At 42.6% G+C, this 19877-nt stretch carries 13 protein-coding genes and 1 pseudogene; 1 reads left to right on the top strand and 13 read right to left on the bottom strand.

Going from position 1 to position 19877, the window contains the following annotated elements; genetic code table 11:
- Positions 1 to 6 precede the first annotated feature (6 nt).
- From DXA60_RS13930 to DXA60_RS19800, 13 genes and pseudogenes are all read right to left on the bottom strand, one after another.
- Positions 7 to 1947: an EAL domain-containing protein gene (locus DXA60_RS13930; RefSeq protein ID WP_243006895.1), complete on the bottom strand. Its 1941-nt coding sequence runs from the start codon at positions 1945 to 1947 to the stop codon at positions 7 to 9.
- On the bottom strand, positions 1937 to 2596 hold the full coding sequence (locus DXA60_RS13925; protein WP_117921982.1) for a GTP pyrophosphokinase: 660 nt from the start codon (positions 2594 to 2596) through the stop codon (positions 1937 to 1939). Before DXA60_RS13925 ends, DXA60_RS13930 begins: the two co-directional genes overlap by 11 nt.
- 124 nt (positions 2597 to 2720) lie before the next feature.
- The gene (locus DXA60_RS13920) at positions 2721 to 3782 is read right to left on the bottom strand and encodes a PTS transporter subunit IIC (RefSeq protein ID WP_117921981.1); all 1062 of its coding nucleotides are present in this window, start codon (positions 3780 to 3782) and stop codon (positions 2721 to 2723) included.
- A 118-nt stretch (positions 3783 to 3900) separates the two neighbouring features.
- Positions 3901 to 4506: a protein adenylyltransferase Fic gene (gene fic, locus DXA60_RS13915; RefSeq protein ID WP_117921980.1), complete on the bottom strand. Its 606-nt coding sequence runs from the start codon at positions 4504 to 4506 to the stop codon at positions 3901 to 3903.
- A 33-nt stretch (positions 4507 to 4539) separates the two neighbouring features.
- The gene (locus DXA60_RS13910) at positions 4540 to 4803 is read right to left on the bottom strand and encodes a hypothetical protein (RefSeq protein ID WP_006855571.1); all 264 of its coding nucleotides are present in this window, start codon (positions 4801 to 4803) and stop codon (positions 4540 to 4542) included.
- A gap of 6 nt (positions 4804 to 4809) precedes the next feature.
- Complete coding sequence (locus DXA60_RS13905; RefSeq protein ID WP_117921979.1) at positions 4810 to 5679, bottom strand: TrmH family RNA methyltransferase; 870 nt, start codon at positions 5677 to 5679, stop codon at positions 4810 to 4812.
- 156 nt (positions 5680 to 5835) lie between these two features.
- A complete protein-coding gene (gene pfkA / locus DXA60_RS13900; RefSeq protein WP_117921978.1) occupies positions 5836 to 6810 on the bottom strand; it encodes a 6-phosphofructokinase in 975 nt (324 codons plus the stop codon).
- A gap of 62 nt (positions 6811 to 6872) precedes the next feature.
- Complete coding sequence (locus tag DXA60_RS13895; RefSeq protein WP_117921977.1) at positions 6873 to 10343, bottom strand: DNA polymerase III subunit alpha; 3471 nt, start codon at positions 10341 to 10343, stop codon at positions 6873 to 6875.
- 260 nt (positions 10344 to 10603) lie between these two features.
- On the bottom strand, positions 10604 to 12598 hold the full coding sequence (gene pulA, locus DXA60_RS13890; protein ID WP_243006894.1) for a type I pullulanase: 1995 nt from the start codon (positions 12596 to 12598) through the stop codon (positions 10604 to 10606).
- Positions 12599 to 12718: 120 nt separating this feature from the next.
- Positions 12719 to 14392 carry a glycoside hydrolase family 13 protein gene (locus DXA60_RS13885; RefSeq protein ID WP_117921975.1) on the bottom strand — a complete coding sequence of 558 codons (1674 nt, stop codon included), beginning with the start codon at positions 14390 to 14392 and terminating at the stop codon, positions 12719 to 12721.
- 11 nt (positions 14393 to 14403) lie between these two features.
- Complete coding sequence (locus DXA60_RS13880) at positions 14404 to 16827, bottom strand: glycoside hydrolase family 31 protein (protein WP_117921974.1); 2424 nt, start codon at positions 16825 to 16827, stop codon at positions 14404 to 14406.
- A gap of 185 nt (positions 16828 to 17012) precedes the next feature.
- Positions 17013 to 18053: a LacI family DNA-binding transcriptional regulator gene (locus DXA60_RS13875; protein ID WP_243006893.1), complete on the bottom strand. Its 1041-nt coding sequence runs from the start codon at positions 18051 to 18053 to the stop codon at positions 17013 to 17015.
- 125 nt (positions 18054 to 18178) lie between these two features.
- Positions 18179 to 18651: pseudogene (locus DXA60_RS19800) on the bottom strand (HAD-IA family hydrolase).
- 350 nt (positions 18652 to 19001) lie between these two features.
- On the opposite strand from DXA60_RS19800, the gene DXA60_RS13865 reads away from it, so the two are divergent.
- On the top strand, positions 19002 to 19853 hold the full coding sequence (locus DXA60_RS13865; RefSeq protein WP_117921972.1) for a patatin-like phospholipase family protein: 852 nt from the start codon (positions 19002 to 19004) through the stop codon (positions 19851 to 19853).
- The last annotated feature ends 24 nt before the right edge of the window (positions 19854 to 19877 follow it).

Raw genomic sequence — 19877 nt, 5'->3', positions numbered from 1 at the left:
TTTCCATCAACTCTTTCCGTAATCCTCTTTGGCAAAATGCATTCTTCTGATATAGCGCAGACACTCCGTCTCCGGCATCGGTTTCCCGTAATAATATCCCTGGATCATATCCACACCAAGTGCCTCTAAGGCATCACTCTGTTCTTTCTTTTCCACGCCCTCCATGATCAGCGGAATACCAAGTTTTTGTATCGTCTTTATTTCATTTTCAATCACGATTTTTGCAGTTGGATTTTCAAAATAGGACCAGGTCATGTCTTTATCAATCTTGATTTCCCGAAATGGAAAACGGATCAGATAAGAACAGTTTGAATTGCCGTTTCCATAGTCATCCATTGCAAACCCCATGCCGATTTTGCCAAACTCCTGCATGTGCCATAACATCAGCTTTGGCGCTTCAATCGCTGTCCGCTCTGTCAGCTCCAGTGTGATCATATGTGTCGGCACATGATAACGCTCTAACACTGGCAGTATGCTTTCTTTCAGATTCCGGTTCAGGCACTGCGCTGCAGCAATATTTACATGAATCGTCCGTATCCCAAGCGATGGATTTGGAAGTACATGTTTTGCCAGAAAACGGCAGCACTCTTCAAGTACGATCTCACTGATCTGTGTGATCGTTCCGTTTTGCTCCGCCAACGGAATAAACTCATCCGGTGGAATGGCTCCAAGTTTTTCATCCTTCAGACGCACCAGCGCCTCTAATGATACAACACATTTTTCTTTTAGGGAATAGATCGGCTGATAATATACTTCAAATCTGTTTTCCGTAATTGCACGATCCACCGCCTGCTCTACCTTATTTCTTCGGTAATAGTCTTTTTTTACGGCTTCATCCACCTCAAAAAAGATCTGTTTCCCTGAATTTTGTGCCGCTTCCAGCAAATATCCATACAGTGCCCTGTACTCTGCCAGAGAACAAAAATCTCTTGGATAATGCAGGGTGATCATGATCTCATTTAAAGAAATCGAATTGCCAGACACATGAAAATCCTGTTCAAATCTTTTTTTGATCTGCCCCTTTATGTGTTCTTCTTTTCCCTCATCCAGCAGAATGGTAAATGTATCCTCCGCATTGCGAAACACACAGAACTTTCCACACAGTGCGGTAAGATAATGTCCCACTTCGGCAAACAGCCGCCTGCTGTTTTCATATCCTAAAAGCATTTCGATATGATGCATCTGTCTGATATGTACCACAAAAAATACTTTTTTGCCGGATTGCTCCGTTACATTTTTCATCTGGATCAGAAATGCCTGCTCATCACTGGTTCTGGTTTCACTGTCAATATAAGCAGACGGATTCTGCATTGCCATATAGATCATCAGAATAAACAGCATATTTGCCGCACTGGTAAGCAGCATTTCTTTTCTCTCATACTGAAGCACCACCATAAGAACTGCCACAATACTGTATAAGATAACGATTACCTTGATCCGCGTCTCAATACGCGCTCTCCCCAAAAACACAAGAAGCAGGTTCATAAAAAAATAGTATCCAATATACACATAGCCAAACCATGCAAAATTTCCCTGATAATAGCTGCCATCTTTAAAATAAAAGAAAAAGCCCATCCACGGTGTCGCTAAAAGCATGATCTCGAAAAAGAAAAACGGGACTTTTCCCATGTATTTTATCATCCGACCTGCTACTCCGGAAAAGCTGCATACCTCTTCCATATAGCGGAACATCAGATAAGAAGCCGCTCCTTCCAACGCAAAAAAAGCAAACGCAAACAATTCGTTCCAGATTAGCGGAACGATTGCTGCATTTGCCAGTCCAATACATGATAAAATATTTGCGATACACTCGCCAAGACACACCCAAAGCAGTCTGCCAAATACTTTCGACTTAACCGTTGGGAACTGTCTGATCAACAGGAAATGACCGCTGATAACCACAAAAATGACGAGTGACATAATCTCGAAGTCGTAATTATACTGCACCCGTCTGCTCCTCCTGTGCTTCTTTCGCCTGTATGATTGCTTCATTTAGCTGGAGCATCTTTGCATCCAGCATAGAAACAATATCGGAACATTCTCTTAGATCCCTGCTGATATAGCCGGGCGCATTTCCCTCAAATTTGTAATAGATCTTATGCTCTAAGCTTGCCCAGAAATCCATCGCCATCGTCCGGATCTGTATCTCCACCTTGGTATCGATCACGCAGTCCGATAAAAATATCGGAACAGTTACAAGCATATGATAACTTTTATAACCGCTCTCCTTCGGATTTTTAATGTAATCCTTGATGGAAATAACGGTCAGATCGTTCTGTTTTCCAATCATCTCTGCAAGCTTATAAATATCAGAAGTAAAAGAGCAGACAATACGGATACCTGCAATGTCATTGACATAATTAACCATATTGTCGATCGACGACTCATATCCGTAACGCTTTAACTTTTTCACAATACTCTCAGGCGTCTTGATCCTTGACTTAATATATTCTATTGGGTTGTACTGATGTACCTGCTGAAACTCATCGTTTAAGATTTCAACTTTGGTACGTACCTCCTTCAATGCGGAATTGTATAAAAAAATAATCGTGTTCCAACTGTCAACGCCCTCACTTAAGGTGAATGGCTTATCCATAAAAATCCTCCTTATTTTGCAGCGCAAAATGTAATTTTATACATAGCGTCCCTGTAATGACTACTATTTACAGTATACCATACTTTCCTTATTATTGGGGATTTATTTCTAAACTTTTACCGATTTATAAGTCCAGCTTCATATCACCTTCTTTGATCCAGCCGATTTTACGGAACAGCACACTAAAAAGCCATGATAAAATGCCCGGCAGAATAAAACTGACTAAGATCAGTCCGATCCAGTCCATTGGTGTGATGGCTGTTTTGCTTCCCGCTTCAATATCTGCAATCCACCCGGTATAGACACCGATCTGTCCGACCAGTCCACAGGTTCCCATACCGGAGGAAACTGCTGCACCATTCATCTGTAAATGGAACAGACACGTTGCGATCGGTCCGGTGATTGCAGACGCCAATGTCGCCGGCAGCCAGATACGTGGATTTTTTACGATATTTCCCATCTGAAGCATCGATGTACCGATTCCCTGTGCAAACAGTCCGCCCCATTTATTTTCGCGGAAACTTGCCACTGCAAATCCAACCATCTGTGCACAGCATCCTGCAAGTGCTGCCCCTCCTGCAAGACCGGTAAGTCCAAGTGCGGCACAGATCGCAGCACTGCTGATCGGCAGTGTCAGTGCGATTCCTACGATCACTGATACAATGATTCCCATGAAAAACGGCTGCAGTTCCGTTGCCCACATGATCGCATTGCCAACTGCACTCGCTGCCGCACCGATCGCCGGAGCCCACCAGATAGAAAGCGCGACCCCGACAAAAATGGTCACAAACGGAGTGACAATAATATCGATTTTTGTCTCTTTGGAAACTGCTTTTCCGAATTCTGCTGCAAAAATTGCAACCACAAGTACCGCAAGCGGCCCACCTGCCCCGCCAAGTTCATTTGCCGCCGCACCGACTGCCGCAAGTGAAAACAGTACTAAAGGCGCTGCCTGCAGGGCATATCCGATTGCGATCGCCATTGCCGGTCCGACTGCCGCTTTCGCGTAAGTTCCGACTGTCACAAGAATCGGAATATTAAGCTGCGTTCCAAGTGTACTGATGATCGTTCCGATCAAAAGCGATGCAAATAATCCCTGTGCCATCGCACCAAGTGCATCAATCAGATAACGTTTGACGGATATCTCAATATTTTTCCTTTTACAAAATGCCTTTACTTTTTCCATAATCTCTCCAATCCGGAGTTTCTTACTCCTCTTTGCTGTTTTTCATGTGGTTAACATGTGTCTTGTCAGCTTGTGACAGTGTAGCACAGAGGGGAGAAAAAAGCAAGGGATGTTGTCCCTACAACTCTTCCGTCTTATACGTGACATATCCCTCATAATAATAACTATGGTCAATACCTTTCATATAAATTTCCCGGTCATTGATCTGATCGGTAAGTGCTGCATTTAAAATATATTTAATTTCAATATCTTTGATCGGACTGCGTTCCATCGCCATCAGATAATCTTCTTTTTCTATCTTACTCCAGTCTACTACCTGTCCGATCTGTTTTTTTAACATCATATCCAGCCAGATGCGCATGCTTCTTCCATTTCCTTCACGGAACGGATGCACAATGTTCATTTCCACATATTTTTCAACAATCTCATCAAATGTGTTCTGTGGCATTTTGTCTACATTTTTAATTGCTGTTTCAAGATACATAAGCGGTGCAAATCTGAAATTGCCTTTTGATATATTTACGGTTCGGATTTTTCCTGCAAAGTCATAGATATCATCAAATAAATATTTATGAATCTCACATAACGTTTGAAACTTTCCCGCCTCAAGTTTCTCGAGCATACCATTTTCAAACAGTTCTACTGCCTTCTTTTTACTGATACGTTCCTCTTCACGCGCGAGTTCTGCGGAACTTTTAATTCCAAGCTTATTTTCCAGCGCCATACAACATGTCCTCCATATTGGGATGTTCTCCCTTTAATCCTCCTCGATCACATGCATCTCCAGAAAATCAAAATCCACATGCTCAATAAAACAATCCTGCGTAAAACGTGTCTTTGCATGCCTCTTAAACTCTTCCACATTCGCATCTAACCAGATCGGTTTTCCAAGGTCAAATGCATAACATACCTCATCTAACGCCTTGAAAATTTTGTGCGTTCTCGTATCATCTGACTCATCTGTCACTGTCATGTCTTTGATCAGGTGCGTACCCTTCATCATTTTAAACCAGATTCTCATGAATTGTTATCTCTCCATTTTTATTGTTGATCCGTGTCTTCTCTGCCGTCCCGTCTCATACATCAGAAGTGATGCGGAGATTGCCGCATTTAAGGATTCCACCTGTCCCTGCATTGGAATCTTAATATAAGTATCTGCCAAATCTGCGATCTCATCCGACAATCCGTTTCCCTCATTTCCGATGAGAAACGCCGTCTTTTTCTTATAGTCCGGCTCTTCATAGGAAAGTGTGCCCTTAAGGTGCGCCGCATAGACATTGACCTGCTGCTCTTTGAGTGATGAAATCGTCCCCGCAAGATCTTTCGTGATGAAAAAAGGAACCCGGTAAATGCTTCCCATCGTGGAACGGATGGTTTTCGGATTAAACAGATCCACAGTCGTCTGGTTCATGATCACCCCTGTGATGCCTGCCCCCTCACCGGTACGCACCATCGTGCCGAGATTTCCCGGATCCTGGATGCTCTCTAAGATCAGAAGATGCGTCTGTTCCCCTTTGATCAGTTTCTCTAATGCATACTCCGGTTTCTTTATCACACAGAGGATTCCCTGCGGTGTCTGTGTGTCGGAAACACTTTTAAACACATTGTCGGAGACGATCTCATAGCCGGTTTCATTCAAACGTTCCAGTACTTTTCTGTTCAGTTTTTCTTCCCCATGTTTTGGTGTGCATGATTTCATGCAATCCTGCATATTGCCCTGCATACATGTTTCATAAAAACTCTCGGAAACATAAACCTGTTTCACCCATTCCACCGGGGCCTCTAAAAACATTTTTCTTCCCTCTGCCACGAAAACACCCTGTTCATTTCTGGCTTTTGCTTTTTTCATGAGCAGTGTCAAATTTTTCATCTGCTGGTTTGATGTACTTGTAATCATAATTTCCCTCACTAAAAAATCCGTTATACCTGTCGCTAAGTATAACGGATTTCTCTCTAAAATGCAAAAACTATCAAATTTATGTAATATAACATCAGATTGTATAGTTCATCATCTACTGTCTTGTACAATAGATCAACGATCTATTGTCTTGTATTACAGAGAAAGGTTTCTGCTGATCTCGTACTGATATTCCGGAATCTCCTTTGTCATTGCAAGTGCCTCGTCGATATCATAATCAACGAAATCACCATGACGGTATCCAACAACACGGTTTGTCTTGCCTTCGCAGAGTAAATCTACTGCTAAAGCACCCATGGTTGATGCATATACACGGTCTTTACATGTCGGGCTTCCACCACGCTGCATGTGACCTAAGATAGTTGCACGTGTCTCGATACCGGTTGCAGCTTCGATTCTCTTTGCCATACTGGAAGAATGTCCGATTCCCTCAGCATTTACAATGATATGATGCTGTTTACCACGTTTACGGTTCTCAATGATGTGGTTGACTAATTTCTGCTCGTCATAGTCATATTTTTCCGGAAGCAGGATATCCTCGGCACCGTTTGCAATACCACACCATAATGCGATATAACCTGCACCACGTCCCATAACCTCAATGATACTGCAACGCTCATGGGATGTTGATGTATCACGGACTTTGTCAATTGCTTCCATTGCTGTATTTACTGCTGTATCAAAACCAATCGTGTACTCAGTACATGCGATATCAAGATCGATCGTTCCCGGAAGACCAATCGTATTGATTCCAAGTCCTGCCAGCTTCTGGGCACCTTTAAAAGAACCGTCACCACCGATAACAATAATTCCGTCAATGCCATGTTTCTTACAGATCTCTGCACCGCGTTTCTGTCCTTCTGCTGTTGTAAACTCCATACAACGGGCTGTCTGTAAAATCGTACCACCACGCTGGATGATATCGGAAACATCTTTTGCTTCCATATCAATGATCTCTTCCTGAAGAAGTCCTGCATAACCTCTCTTGATTCCTTTTACTTTCTTTCCCTTTGCAATTGCTTCCCTTACAACTGCACGAATGGCTGCGTTCATTCCCGGCGCATCGCCACCACTTGTCAGCACACCGATTGTATTAATCTCTTTTGCCATTTATCGTTCCCTCCTAAAATAATATACCCATTTTTCTAATCTTTACTATTTTAATCTCTTTGTTACTTCTTTTCAATGCTCTTTTCAACAATTTTTACATTTTTTTCGCCCAAAAATTCCGTCAAGTTACCGACAAGCTCCGGATTGATATGAATATTGTAATTTTGGCCTAATCTTTTCATGGCACGCGGCGACGCAATATAGATCACAATCTCATCATTTCCGTCCGAACCATAGAGCAGGGAATACAATTCTTTTTCTTTTTCCTCAAACGCTTCTTTTGTCGCAAACTGAAGCCATAGTTCGCGTTTTGTATCATCAAAGGAATAGATTTTTTCACAGATCAGTTTTCCGTTTTTATCTTCCTCGACGTTGGCATGTCCTGCGACAAATACTTTTTCATCTTCGTTTAAATAGCGGCTGTATTTCTCGTAATCACGCGGGAAAATGATAACTTCCACAGTTCCAAACAGATCCTCGATCGTGATAAATGCCATCGCTTTATTCTGCTTTGTGTATTTGATCGTCTTTTCAGTAATGATGCCGCCGATGACAACACTCTGGTTATCTTTAATCTTTACCGCATTTGTTTCTTCATCCAGCATAAAATCTGCCGTCACTGCACTGATATTTTTGCGCCATTTTTCCTCATATTCCTCCAAAGGATGACCGCTTAGGTAAATTCCAAGGACTTCTTTCTCAAAACCAAGTTTGATCTCTTTGCTGTATTCCTCCACATTCGGGAAACGGACTTCATACGCTTTTTTTTCCTCTTCGGATACAAGGTCAAATAAAGACATCTGCCCTGCAAGTGAATTTTTCTTTTCCTGGTTCAGGTTGTCGATCAGCGTATTATATACTAAGAGCATCTGCTGTCTGTTGCCGTCTAATCCATCGCAGGCTCCGGCTTTGATCAGGTTTTCGACCGCACGCTTATTGACCTCCCGCCCGGCAACACGGCTTAAAAAATCAGAAAGTGTGATATATTTACCGTTTGCCTCTCTTTCTGCTAAAATGATATCAATGACCTGTCTGCCGATACTCTTGATCGCATACATGCCATAGCGTATTCCATCTTTCGTTGCCAAAAAGCGTCCTTCTCCCTCATTGATGTCCGGAGAAAGTACCTTAATTCCCATCTGGCGGCAGGAATAAATATACTCTGCAACTTTTCTTGTATTGTCGATCACAGACGTCATGAGCGCCGCCATAAATTCAACCGGATAATAATATTTTAAATACGCCGTCTGATAAGCAACCACCGCATAAGCTGCCGCGTGGGATTTGTTAAATGCATATTTGGCAAAATCGACCATGGAATCGTAGATCTGGTTTGCCGCCTGCTCGCTGATTCCGTTTGCGATACAGCCTTTGATGCCCTGCTCTTCATTGCCATAGACAAAGTTCTGACGCTCCGCGTCAATGACATACTGCTTCTTTTTACTCATGGCACGGCGGATGTTATCTGCCTGTCCCATTGTATAACCGGCGAGGTTCTGCACGATCTGCATAACCTGCTCCTGATAAACGATACAGCCATAGGTCGGCTCTAAGATTGGCTCTAATTCTTTGCAGACATAGGTCACACTCTCCGGTTCATTTTTTCCCTTGATGTATTTGGGGATAAAGTCCATCGGACCCGGACGATAAAGGGAGATACCGGCGATAACATCCTCTAAGCTCTGCGGTTTTAACTCCTTCATGAAGTTTTTCATGCCCGCACTTTCTAACTGGAATACACCGTCGCATCTTCCGGTTCCGATCGAATCTAATACTTTTTTATCGTTATAATCAATGTTATCCACATCAATTTTTATTCCATGATTTTTTTCCACAAGCTTGACCGCATCACTGATGACCGTTAAAGTACGAAGTCCAAGGAAATCCATTTTTAAAAGTCCGAGTTCCTCGATCGTGGTCATGACAAACTGTGTTGTGATCGTGCCATCGGAACTTCTCGACAGAGGCACATATTCGTCCATTGCCTTCTGGGAGATTACGACTCCGGCGGCATGCATGGAGGTATGGCGCGGCAGACCTTCTAGTCTTTTCGCCATGTCGATCAGTCTTTTTACCGTCTCATCCGACTCATACATGGAACGCAGTTCCGGGTTCATTATGAGTGCTTTGTCGATCGTGATATTGAGCTCGTTTGGAATATTTTTTGCAATCGTATCACAGAAATTATACGGCAGATCCATGACACGTCCGACATCACGGATGACACCGCGCGCCGCTAACGTACCGAAGGTAACGATCTGCGTTACACAGTCTTTTCCGTATTTTTCAATAACGTAATCAATGACTTCACTTCGTCTCTCATAGCAGAAGTCAATATCGATATCCGGCATGGTCACACGTTCCGGATTTAAGAACCGCTCAAACAGCAGGTTATAACGGATCGGATCAATATTGGTAATGCCTGTTGTATAAGACACAAGGCTTCCCGCCGCACTTCCCCTTCCAGGGCCAACCGGAATGCCGTGTGTTCTTGCATAGTTGATAAAATCCCACACGATCAGGAAATAATCGACATACCCCATCTTCTGGATGACAGAAAGCTCATAGTCAAGCTTCGGCAAAAGCTCCTCATGCTTGTCCGGGTAACGTCTTACCAGCCCCTCATGACAGAGTTTGTTCAGGTAAGTCCACGAATCATACCCCTCCGGCACATCAAAATGTGGCAGCTTGGTCACTCCAAATTCAATCTCCACATTGCAGCGGTCCGCGATCTTCTGTGTGTTGTCAATCGCCTGTGCCGCATACGGAAACAGCGCGCGCATCTCCTCCTCAGATTTCACAAAATACTGCCCGCCCTCATAACGCATGCGGTTTTCGTCGGACAGTTTTTTTCCGGTCTGCAGACAGAGTAAAATATCATGCGGCTCGGCATCCTCGGCATAAGTATAATGCACGTCGTTCGTCGCCACCAGTTCAATACCTGTCTCCTGGCTCATCCGCATCAGTCCTGCATTGACTGTCTTTTGTTCCGGTATTCCATGATCCTGCAGTTCTAAAAAGAAGTTGCCTTTTCCAAAACATTTTTCATATTTGTATGCAGTCTCTTTTGCTTCCTCATAAAGCCCACGTACCAGATAGCGCTGCACCTCACCGGCAAGACAGGCACTTAATGCAATGATTCCCTCATGATAAGTTTCTAAAACTTCCATATCCACACGTGGTTTGTAGTAATATCCTTCCACAAATCCTTTGGAAACGATCTTCATCAGGTTCTGGTAACCTTTGTTATTCTCTGCTAAAAGTACCAGATGATAATAACGGTCATCTCCATGGGAAAGCTCCCTGTCAAATCTCGATCCAGGCGCTACATATACCTCACAGCCTAAGATCGGCTTGATTCCGGCTGCCCTTGCTGCCTTATAAAAATCAATCACGCCGTACATCACACCATGATCTGTGATGGCGGCGCTGTTCATCCCAAGTTCTTTGACTCTTGAAATATATTCTTTTATCTTATTTGAACCGTCCAAAAGGCTGTACTCTGTATGGACGTGCAGATGTGTAAATGACATGCTTTGTTTCCTCCGCATTCTATTATATCGTCTCCCTGATAAATATTCAATTTTTTTTGCACATCTCATACAATCTCATACAATTTTCTGTTACTGTTCACTCGTACCTCGTTCCAGTAACGGATTTTGCCGATGCTTCGCATTCCAAATCGGCAAAATCTGCTGCCACCACTGTATCATACGGCATTTTCAGTTCAGAAAATGCCTACCTGTGAACAGTAACAATTTTCTCTCTTTGTCTATCTGACTGCCGTGTCTGCCTATGCATCCTCTGCCGGCACTTTGCTTACGGTATCATCTCCCTGTACCAGAACCAGCGCAGAGATACCTTCGACAGTAACAGAACCTTCCGCCGTTCCAAGAGATCTGCATCCTGCCTTTTTACCATTGACACAAATATCCCACGTCCCGGCAGGTAAGTTTACTGTGACTGCATCCGGATTTCCATTATAGATGACTGCAATATTCTGTGCCGTTTCTCCCTGTACCTCACCCTGAATGGTATAGGCTACGACATTTGCATCAAGTCCAGTCATAAAGGTAAGATTATTCTGAATTGCAGCGGCTGTTGTCATGCGCAGTGCACTGTGTGCCTTACGGAATGCGATCAGACCTTTATAATATTCATAAACATCCATTACGTTACCTTTATTATCCCACTTAATGCTGTTCGTTGCATCAGGGGAAGAATAGCTGTTCTCATCAAATCCAGTCTCAGACTTCTCATTTGGCTTAGAGCGAAGCATCTCTTCACCAGCCTGCATAAATGGTACACCCTGCGAAGTAAAAAGAACCGCGCTTCCCAGCTTATTCATCTTCACTCTGTCAGCCTCACTGTCATCTGCATTGGAAATGGCAAGCTTATCCCAGAATGTCAGATTATCATGGCAGGATATATAATTAATACTCTGTCCCGGCTGTCCCGACCAGTTCGTACACTTATCACCAGCCTTTGTGAGCGTAACCTGCGAATGCGGGGTCGCTGCTACAACACTGAATTTAATGTTTTCTTCCATATCATCTTTGCCGCTTACAAAACCTTTGTCCAGAAAATCAAATACACTGCCTTTGATCCCATCACGGATATCATCACTGAAAGCACCCACACGATCCAGCCGGTAAATATTGTTCTTCGTTGCCAGCTGTGCTGCCGGCAATGCAGATTCTCCTCCAGTCCATCCTTCACCATATACCATAATGTCAGGACTCACCTGATCCAGTGCTTTTCTGACAGCCTTCATGGTATCCAGATCATGTACGCCCATCAAGTCAAACCGGAAACCATCTATATGATATTCCGTTGCCCAGTATACAACAGAATCTACGATATACTTGCGCATCATGGCACGCTCTGAGGCTGTTTCATTCCCACAGCCTGAGCCATCTGAATAATGATTGCCATTCTTTCTGTAGTAATAATCAGGCACTGTCTTCTGAAACCATGAATCTGCCAGATGATAAGTATGATTATATACAACATCCATATTCACGCGGATTCCATTTTCATGAAGTGTCTTAATCATCTGCTTCATTTCATTGACGCGTACTTCCCCATGATATGGATCTGTACTGTAAGAACCTTCCGGCACATTATAATTCTTAGGATCATAGCCCCAGTTGAACTGCGCTGTATCTGGCTTTGTTTCATCTACAGTAGCATAATCACAGCTCGGCAGAATCTGTACGTGAGTCACTCCAAGATCCAGAATATGATCAAGTCCTGTAGCCAGCCCTTCCCTGTTCTTTGTTCCGCGCTCTGTCAGTCCAAGAAACTTACCTGCATTCCGAATCCCGGAAGAAGCATCGGAAGACAGATCACGAATATGTACTTCATAAATCACTGCATCTGTTGCATTATTAAATGCCGGTCTGACATCTGCATCAAATCCATCCGGATCGGTAGCTTGCAGATCAAGGATCTCACCTCTGTTGCCATTTACGCCTGCACTTCTTGCATATAAATCAACAACTTCATTTACTTTATTACCGATCTGTACTGAATAAGTATAATATACACCATTCAGGTCTCCTGTCTTTTCACACACCCAGGTTCCTTTGACATCTGCTGTCATTGGAATTGTTTCTATCAAATTGTCACCATCGCCCTGCTCATATAAGTTAAGCGATACTTTCCCGGCAGCAGGTGTCCATATACGAAATGTTGTCTTTTCTTTTGTATATACAGCCCCCAGATCGTTACCGTCATATACCAATTCATCATTAAAATAAGTAGAAGAACCAATCTTTCTTTTCATCGATACCATACATCCTTCATAGCCTTGTCTGTTCAAAGAATCATCCTGTTACCCGCCTAGTATACCTCTCCCTTTTCAGTTCGTCCAGTTAATTTTTTTCGTTTTTTTTCGTAAATTATCCTATTTTGTCAGGTATACTACCGCTTCATACGGACGGATTTTTTCTGAAATATCTTTATAGTTTCCTATCAGAATTCCCCGGTTTTCTTTTACCATATCCGCAATAGAAGCCGGAACATCCAGTTCTTTTTCCGTGAAATTGCAGATTACCAGTATTTTTTTATTCTCGGATGATCTTGTATAAATGTAAAGATTTTCATCTGCATCTTCAAGTCCGTCGAACGTTCCATAAACGATCACTTCTTCCTCTTTGCGCAGTTCTATGAGTTTCCTGTAGTAATTGTATATGGAATCCGGATCTTCCACCTGAGCAGCCGCATTGATCGTTTTATAATTCGGATTCACGGCAAACCACGGCGTTCCCGTGGTAAATCCTGCATTTTCTGAATCATCCCACTGCATAGGTGTCCTTGCATTATCCCGTCCTTTCTTACTGATAATGTCCATCATCTGATCATGCGTATATACTTTTGTATCGGTAACAAGATCTATATAAATATTTTTTTCTTCTATATCGTCACATTCAGACACATCCGAAAAATGCATATTGGTCATTCCAAGTTCTTCCCCCTGATATACATACGGTGTTCCCTGCATCATGTGAAGACAGGTTGCAAGCATCTTTGCTGAAAGTTCCCTGTATTCCCCGGAATCATTTCCCCATCTCGAAACAACCCTTGGCTGGTCATGATTGTTCCAGTACAGACTGTTCCATGCTACTTCCTCTAACCCTTTCTGCCAGCGGTTTAAAACTTCTTTGAGATCCGGAAGATAAAGTTTCTTATCTGTCCACTTTCCATGTTCATCCGAATCCACATCCATATGCTCAAACTGGAATACCATGCTTAACTCTTTTCCATCGCTTCGCGCATATTTTTTTGCCTCTTCGAGCGTAACGCATGATGTTTCACCCACTGTCAGAAGGTTATACCTGCTTAATACTTTTTGGTTCATCTCCTGAAGATATTCATGTTCATGAGGTCCATTGGCTGTGACTGCACCACAAAAAGAATATTTTTCCCCTTCTTTTACCGGACCATCTTTGTATTCTTCCGGCTTACTGATCAGACTGATCACATCCATCCGGAATCCATCAATGCCTTTTTCACACCACCATGTCATCATATCAAAAACTTCTTTTCTTACCACAGGATTATCCCAGTTAAGATCAGGCTGTTCCGGCACAAACTGATGCAGATAATACTGTCCGGTTGTCTCATCAAACTGCCATGCAGATCCACTGAAATATGATCCCCAGTTTGTCGGTTCATGACCATCTACCGGATCTTTCCAGATATAATAATCGCGGTATTTATTATCTTTTGATTTTCTGCTTTCCAGAAACCATTTATGCTGGTCAGATGTATGGTTGACAACCAGATCCATTACCAGTTTCATTCCTCTTTGATGAATTTCTTTTAATAATTCATCAAAATCTTCCATTGTCCCGAACTCATCCATTATAGCCTGATAATCGCTGATATCATATCCGTTATCTTTATTTGGAGATTTATAGATCGGGGATACCCAGATAACTGTGATACCGAGATTCTTTATATAGTCTAATTTTTTTATGATCCCCTGAAGGTCTCCGATTCCATCTCCGTTACTATCCATAAAACTCCTTGGATAAATCTGATAAACAACTGCTTCTTTCCACCATGCTTTCTGCATCTTTTTTCTCCTTATAAATCAGCGGTCATGATCTCAATGACTGCCAGTCTGATCTCTTTTTTTAAATTCGTCGTCTCAAGCTCGCCTAAGATATCTGCCAGATTTTTTCCACTACTTAAAAGCCGGTATGCAGACTCTTTTGCAAGATTACTGTCCTGTGCCTGATTCAGCAGATCATACACACGCTCCAGTGTATGGTTGTCATTTAATGTCAGTTTCTGTTCAAAAACAATTTCCACTTTTTCATCCACTGACACTTTCGGAATGTGGATTCTGATACATCCCTTCTTCCACTGATATTCATACGTTATTTTGATTTCTTTTCCACTTATGTATACTTTAGGCACTGCCTCTTTCACTCCACACAGTTCCACTGTATAATCCCGGAATTCCGGGATCAGATCTGTCTGTCCGGCTGCCCCTTCGATTGTGAACGCCCCTCTTTCCCAGTCAAAATGCATGGATGTAAAGCAACAGCTCCTGCCATCTTTATAATCCTCGGTCTCACCGTCATCCTCATAATGTGTATAATTGCCATCCGCTCCGCCATAGACTCTTATGATAAGTTCTTCCGGATTTTTCAGAAAATCTTTTCCGAACAGCTCTTTCTGCATCGGAATGATGCCCCCTGCTTTTACAAGCACCGGAATACTGTTAATGCCGCGGAACATCCACATTACTTTCTCACCTTTATAGATCAATCCGGTAAAGAAATCGTGGTAACAGCCTTCCGGTATCCACGCTTTTACTTTTCCCTGATTTAAACTCGCTATCTGGTCACTTGTAATCGGTGCAACAATCATATCTGTTCCAAAAAGATACTGGTTGTTGCTTACTCCCTCAACAAAAGAATGATCCTGAACCGGATATGCCTGTTCCTTTTCCGGATAATCGTAATACATTGGTGCAATGACCGGGCGGTATTCTTTGTATGCCAGATAGTTCATAGTGTAAAGATAAGGCAGTAACTGGTGCCTTAAGCGCAGGGCTTCTCCCATCGCATGTTCTACTTCCGGTCTGAAATTCCATGGTTCTTTTCCACTGAACGACATTTTTGTACTGTGCAGCCTGTTGATCGGGGAAAATGTCCCTAACTCATACCAGCGTGCCTCCATAACATCTGACCGGATTCCAAGCATATGTCCGCCTATATCATGACTCCACCATCCATATCCAATATTTGATGCCGTTGCTGTAAAATAAGGCTGGAAATCAAGAGACTCCCACGTTACAACTGTATCCCCGGAAAAACCTACCGGATATCTGTGAGAACCAGGACCTGCATAACGTGAAAATGTCATTTTTCTTTTTCCATCCCGTCCACTGTCAAGATAATGGTAATGATTCAGCATCCAAAGCGGATCTAACTCTTTCACTGCCGTATGTCCACCCTGCTGCCAGTCCAGCCACCAGAAATCAACCCCCTCTTCCTCAAGCGGATGATGTACGATCTCAAAATAATTTTCCAGAAACTCCGGATCTGTAATATCGAATTCAACCGGTTCTCCGGCTGCCGGATCCATTCCCATTGCCTCTGCCATTTCTTTATACATACTTTCGCATTCCCGGATACCGAGTGCCGGATGCACATTTAAAGTCACTTTCATTCCCCTGTCATGCAGATTATCCATAAAACTCCCCGGATCCGGAAACAGATCCCTGTTCCATGTATAACCGGTCCAGCCGGAACCATACTTCTTGTCAATATCTGTGATATGCCAGTCCATGTCAATGACTGCCACCGAAAACGGGATTTTTTCCGCTAAGAAACGATCCATCAGTCTCTGATACTCATCCTGTGAATACTCGTAATATCTGCTCCACCAGTTTCCAAGTGCATATTTTGGAAGCATTGGGACACGGCCGGTAACCCTAAAAAAATCTTTTACCGCGCCCCGGTAATCATGACCATAGGCAAACAGATAGAAATCCTCTCCTCCCTGTTTTCTCTCTTTGATCCAGCCATCCTCGGTAAGTAAAATCGTTTTTGAATCATCTAATACTGCAAATCCATCCCTGGAAAGAATTCCTTTTTCCAGTCTGATCCTGCCGTCTGCTTCATCGAGCGTACGGGCAGTTCCGAAAAGATTACGATCCTCTTTTCTGCCATAATACCATTCCAGATCACATCCATTGTCCGGTTTTTTCAGCTTCACACTCAGGATGCTCTCATCAAATGCTCTCTCATCATAGCGTATCCGTATGCTTTTTGTCTGGATCTCCAGAAAGTTATTTTTCTGCTTTATCTCAAAAGGAACCTCTTCTAAATCCCTGTACCATATTACCTGCGAAGCCTCATCCACAAATGCACCGGATTCATTATATTCAAATCTGACCAGCCTGTCCGTCAGAAATGTAATACGGTAATTTTTTCCAAGAACAATATTCCGCGGATCTGCTTTTGGTCTTCTTTCACATATGAACTGCTGTTTCATCGTCTATTACACATCCTTTCGTATTTTTACATTTTGAAAAATCTTCTTTAAGAAAAAACTGTTTGAAATATTAGTATAAAGTAAAAAACTAAAACGTTTTGGTTTTCAAGTCTTTTGTGCATTTTTTTGTTTTTTCATCATGTTTCACGAATTTTATTGTTTACTTTTATATAATTTTCACAAGCTCATTTCTTTGTTGATGCGCGTTTCATAAGTTTGTATTCCATTGGTATCCAGTCTGGTACACGGTTTCCTTCAATCATGCTGATGACCGTATTCGCACACGCTACGCCCATTTTGTAAGGATACTGCTTAATCGATGTAATCCCTCCGTGAATATACTGTGAAACCGTATAATCATCAAACCCTGCTATTGCTACATCATCCGGCACCCGTACTCCAAGCTGTCCCATGCCTTCAATTGCTCCAATCGCAATGCTGTCACTCACACAAAAAAAAGCATCAATCTCCGGATAGCTTTTTTTTAATTCTATTGACTTTTGAACTGCTATTTTCTGCTCAAACAGACAGTCCTCGATCCATTCTTCCCGGATATGGAGTCCATGTTTCTCTAATGCACGCCTGTATCCACACTCTCTGCGTTCTGACACCTGCGCCATCTTCTTACCGGAAAGCATTGCAATATTACGGCATCCATTCTCAATAAGATGTTCTACTTCTTCAAAAGATGCTTTCTCATTATCAACGGAAACCTCACATACATGGTCGCTTTCCAGCGCAACATCCACAAGGACGCATGGAATCTCACTGTTTTTAATCTGCTCATAGTACGGCATATCCATAGCAAGCCCGTCAACTATGATTCCAGCCAGTTTCTTTTTCTTGCAGATCTGCCCAAAACTGATTTTTATCTGCTTGTTTGTCGGCATTGTAAGAATCGTAAATTCATACTCCATTTTCTGGGCAATCTTATAAATTCCACTCGTAAGTCCAAACATAATACCGCTCGGATCTTCTTCCGGCAATTCCCCGGCAAGCAGCAGTGCAATTGTCTTCTTCTGTATGCCTCTTAGTGAACGGCCAGCCTCATCCGGTATATAATCCAGTCGTCTTGCCACCTCCATGACTTTCTGTCTGGTCTTTTCACTCACATCTTTATAGCCGTTCAGTGCATGGGATACCGTAGTCAGTGATACTCCTGCCTCCTGTGCGACATCACGTATCGTCGTTCTTTCATTCAGATATAACTTTCTGTCTTTCGCCATATGCTCCCCCATTGCATTACATTTTTCAGTGATTTGTAACCATCTTATCACATTTTATCATGATATTCCAACTGCAAAGCAAGCAATTCCATCCATATTTTTCCTGTTTATATTACTTGTAATTCTTATTTTGCAATGTCCAGTAAATCTTTAAATGTAGACAGCTTATAATCTGCTTTGTCATAACCTGCCGCATCGCCGATCGCAATTGCTGTCATATGACCGGAAACTGCTGCATCAATTCCCGCATATGCATCTTCCACAACACCGCACTCTTCCGGCTTCAAGCCAAGAAACTCTGCTGCTTTTAAGAAAACTTCCGGATCTGGTTTGGATTTTTTAATATTTGTTCCATCCGAATATCATTCTTCTCTTCCGCCATCTTCTGTTTCTCCTCATCGCTTAACGGATGTCCCTCATATCTTTCCAGAATAATTTCCAGGCTATCCATACGGCTCACTCCGCGCAGCCGGTTATTGATCTCCTGATCGAAATAAATACCTTTCTCATCAGCCATCTGTTTCCATGCTTTATAATGATACTGATCTGTAAACACGATCACCCCGTCCAGATCAAAAATAAGTCCTTTTAATGACATTTCTACACCTCCATACTTTCTCTCGCTCTTAGTTTTCCGATATCATCCTGTGTGTTTTCTCTCTTGTCTATGTTCATGCGTCCAGTTACCAAAACGTTTTGGTAAATTTATATTATCATCCTCTATTTTAAAAATCAACAACGTTTTGGTAAATTGTCAATAAAATTCATGTACTGCAAAAACTGCGGTTGAATTTTACAGCAGACAAGCCTTTCTTTCCATACTTCCATCCGGCGAAACAAAAACACCGGCAAATCTGTTTATATTGGTATTGAACGATTTGTAGTAAATAAAGTATAATGTCCATAAGCTCATTTTGACACCTATCAAAATACAAAGAAAGGAACACTATGAAAACAGGACTTGTAGTAGAAGGCGGTGGTATGAAATGCGCATACAGTGCCGGCATTCTGGATAAATTTTTAGACGATGATATCACATTTTCCTACTGCATCGGCGTATCTGCGGGTGCTGCAAATACGCTGTCTTATCTTGCAGGGCAGCGGGGACGTAATCTCCGTTTTTATACGGAACATCTAAGTGATCCGCGCTACTTAAGCGTACGAAGTTTAGTACATACTGGAAACTTATTCGGTCTGCAGTATATTTACGGGACACTGACAAATTCCGATGGGGCAGATCCGCTTGATTACTCTGCCGTCATGGAAAATCCGGCTGAATTTTATATGACTGCAACCGATGCAGCAACCGGGCGTGCAGCTTATTTTTCCAAATATGACATTATCCGCGACGATTACCGCACGGTTATGGCAACCTGCGCTCTTCCCGGTTTCTGCCGTCCTGTAAAAGTAGGGGAACATTTTTATTATGACGGCGGTGTTGCCGATTCGATTCCGCTGCACCATGCGATCGAACAAGGCTGTACCAAAATGGTCGTTATCCTCTCAAATCCAAGGGACTTCGTAAAAAAACCAGAGGCACACCGCCCGCTGTATAAACATATGCTGCATAAATATCCGAAAACAATCCAAAGCATCGACAACCGGCATATTAATTATCAGGCATCCATCGACCTTGCCTGCCGGCTAGAAAAAGAAGGCTATGTTTTTATCTTTGCGCCAAGCCGCCATATGCCGCTTAGCACTTTCTCCAAGGATGCTGCCTTAGAACAGGATCTTTATGATCTCGGAGTTGCAGATTATGAAGCCCGCGCAGAAGAGTTGAAATATTTTTTGAACTAATTTATCTTACAAATAAAAGGACTT

This window comes from Roseburia sp. OF03-24 (assembly GCF_003463035.1).
In the GTDB taxonomy this organism is placed as follows: domain Bacteria; phylum Bacillota; class Clostridia; order Lachnospirales; family Lachnospiraceae; genus Roseburia; species Roseburia rectibacter.
The sequence above is the reverse complement of the archived record's forward strand: the minus strand, read 5'-3'. Positions and strand labels throughout refer to the sequence as shown.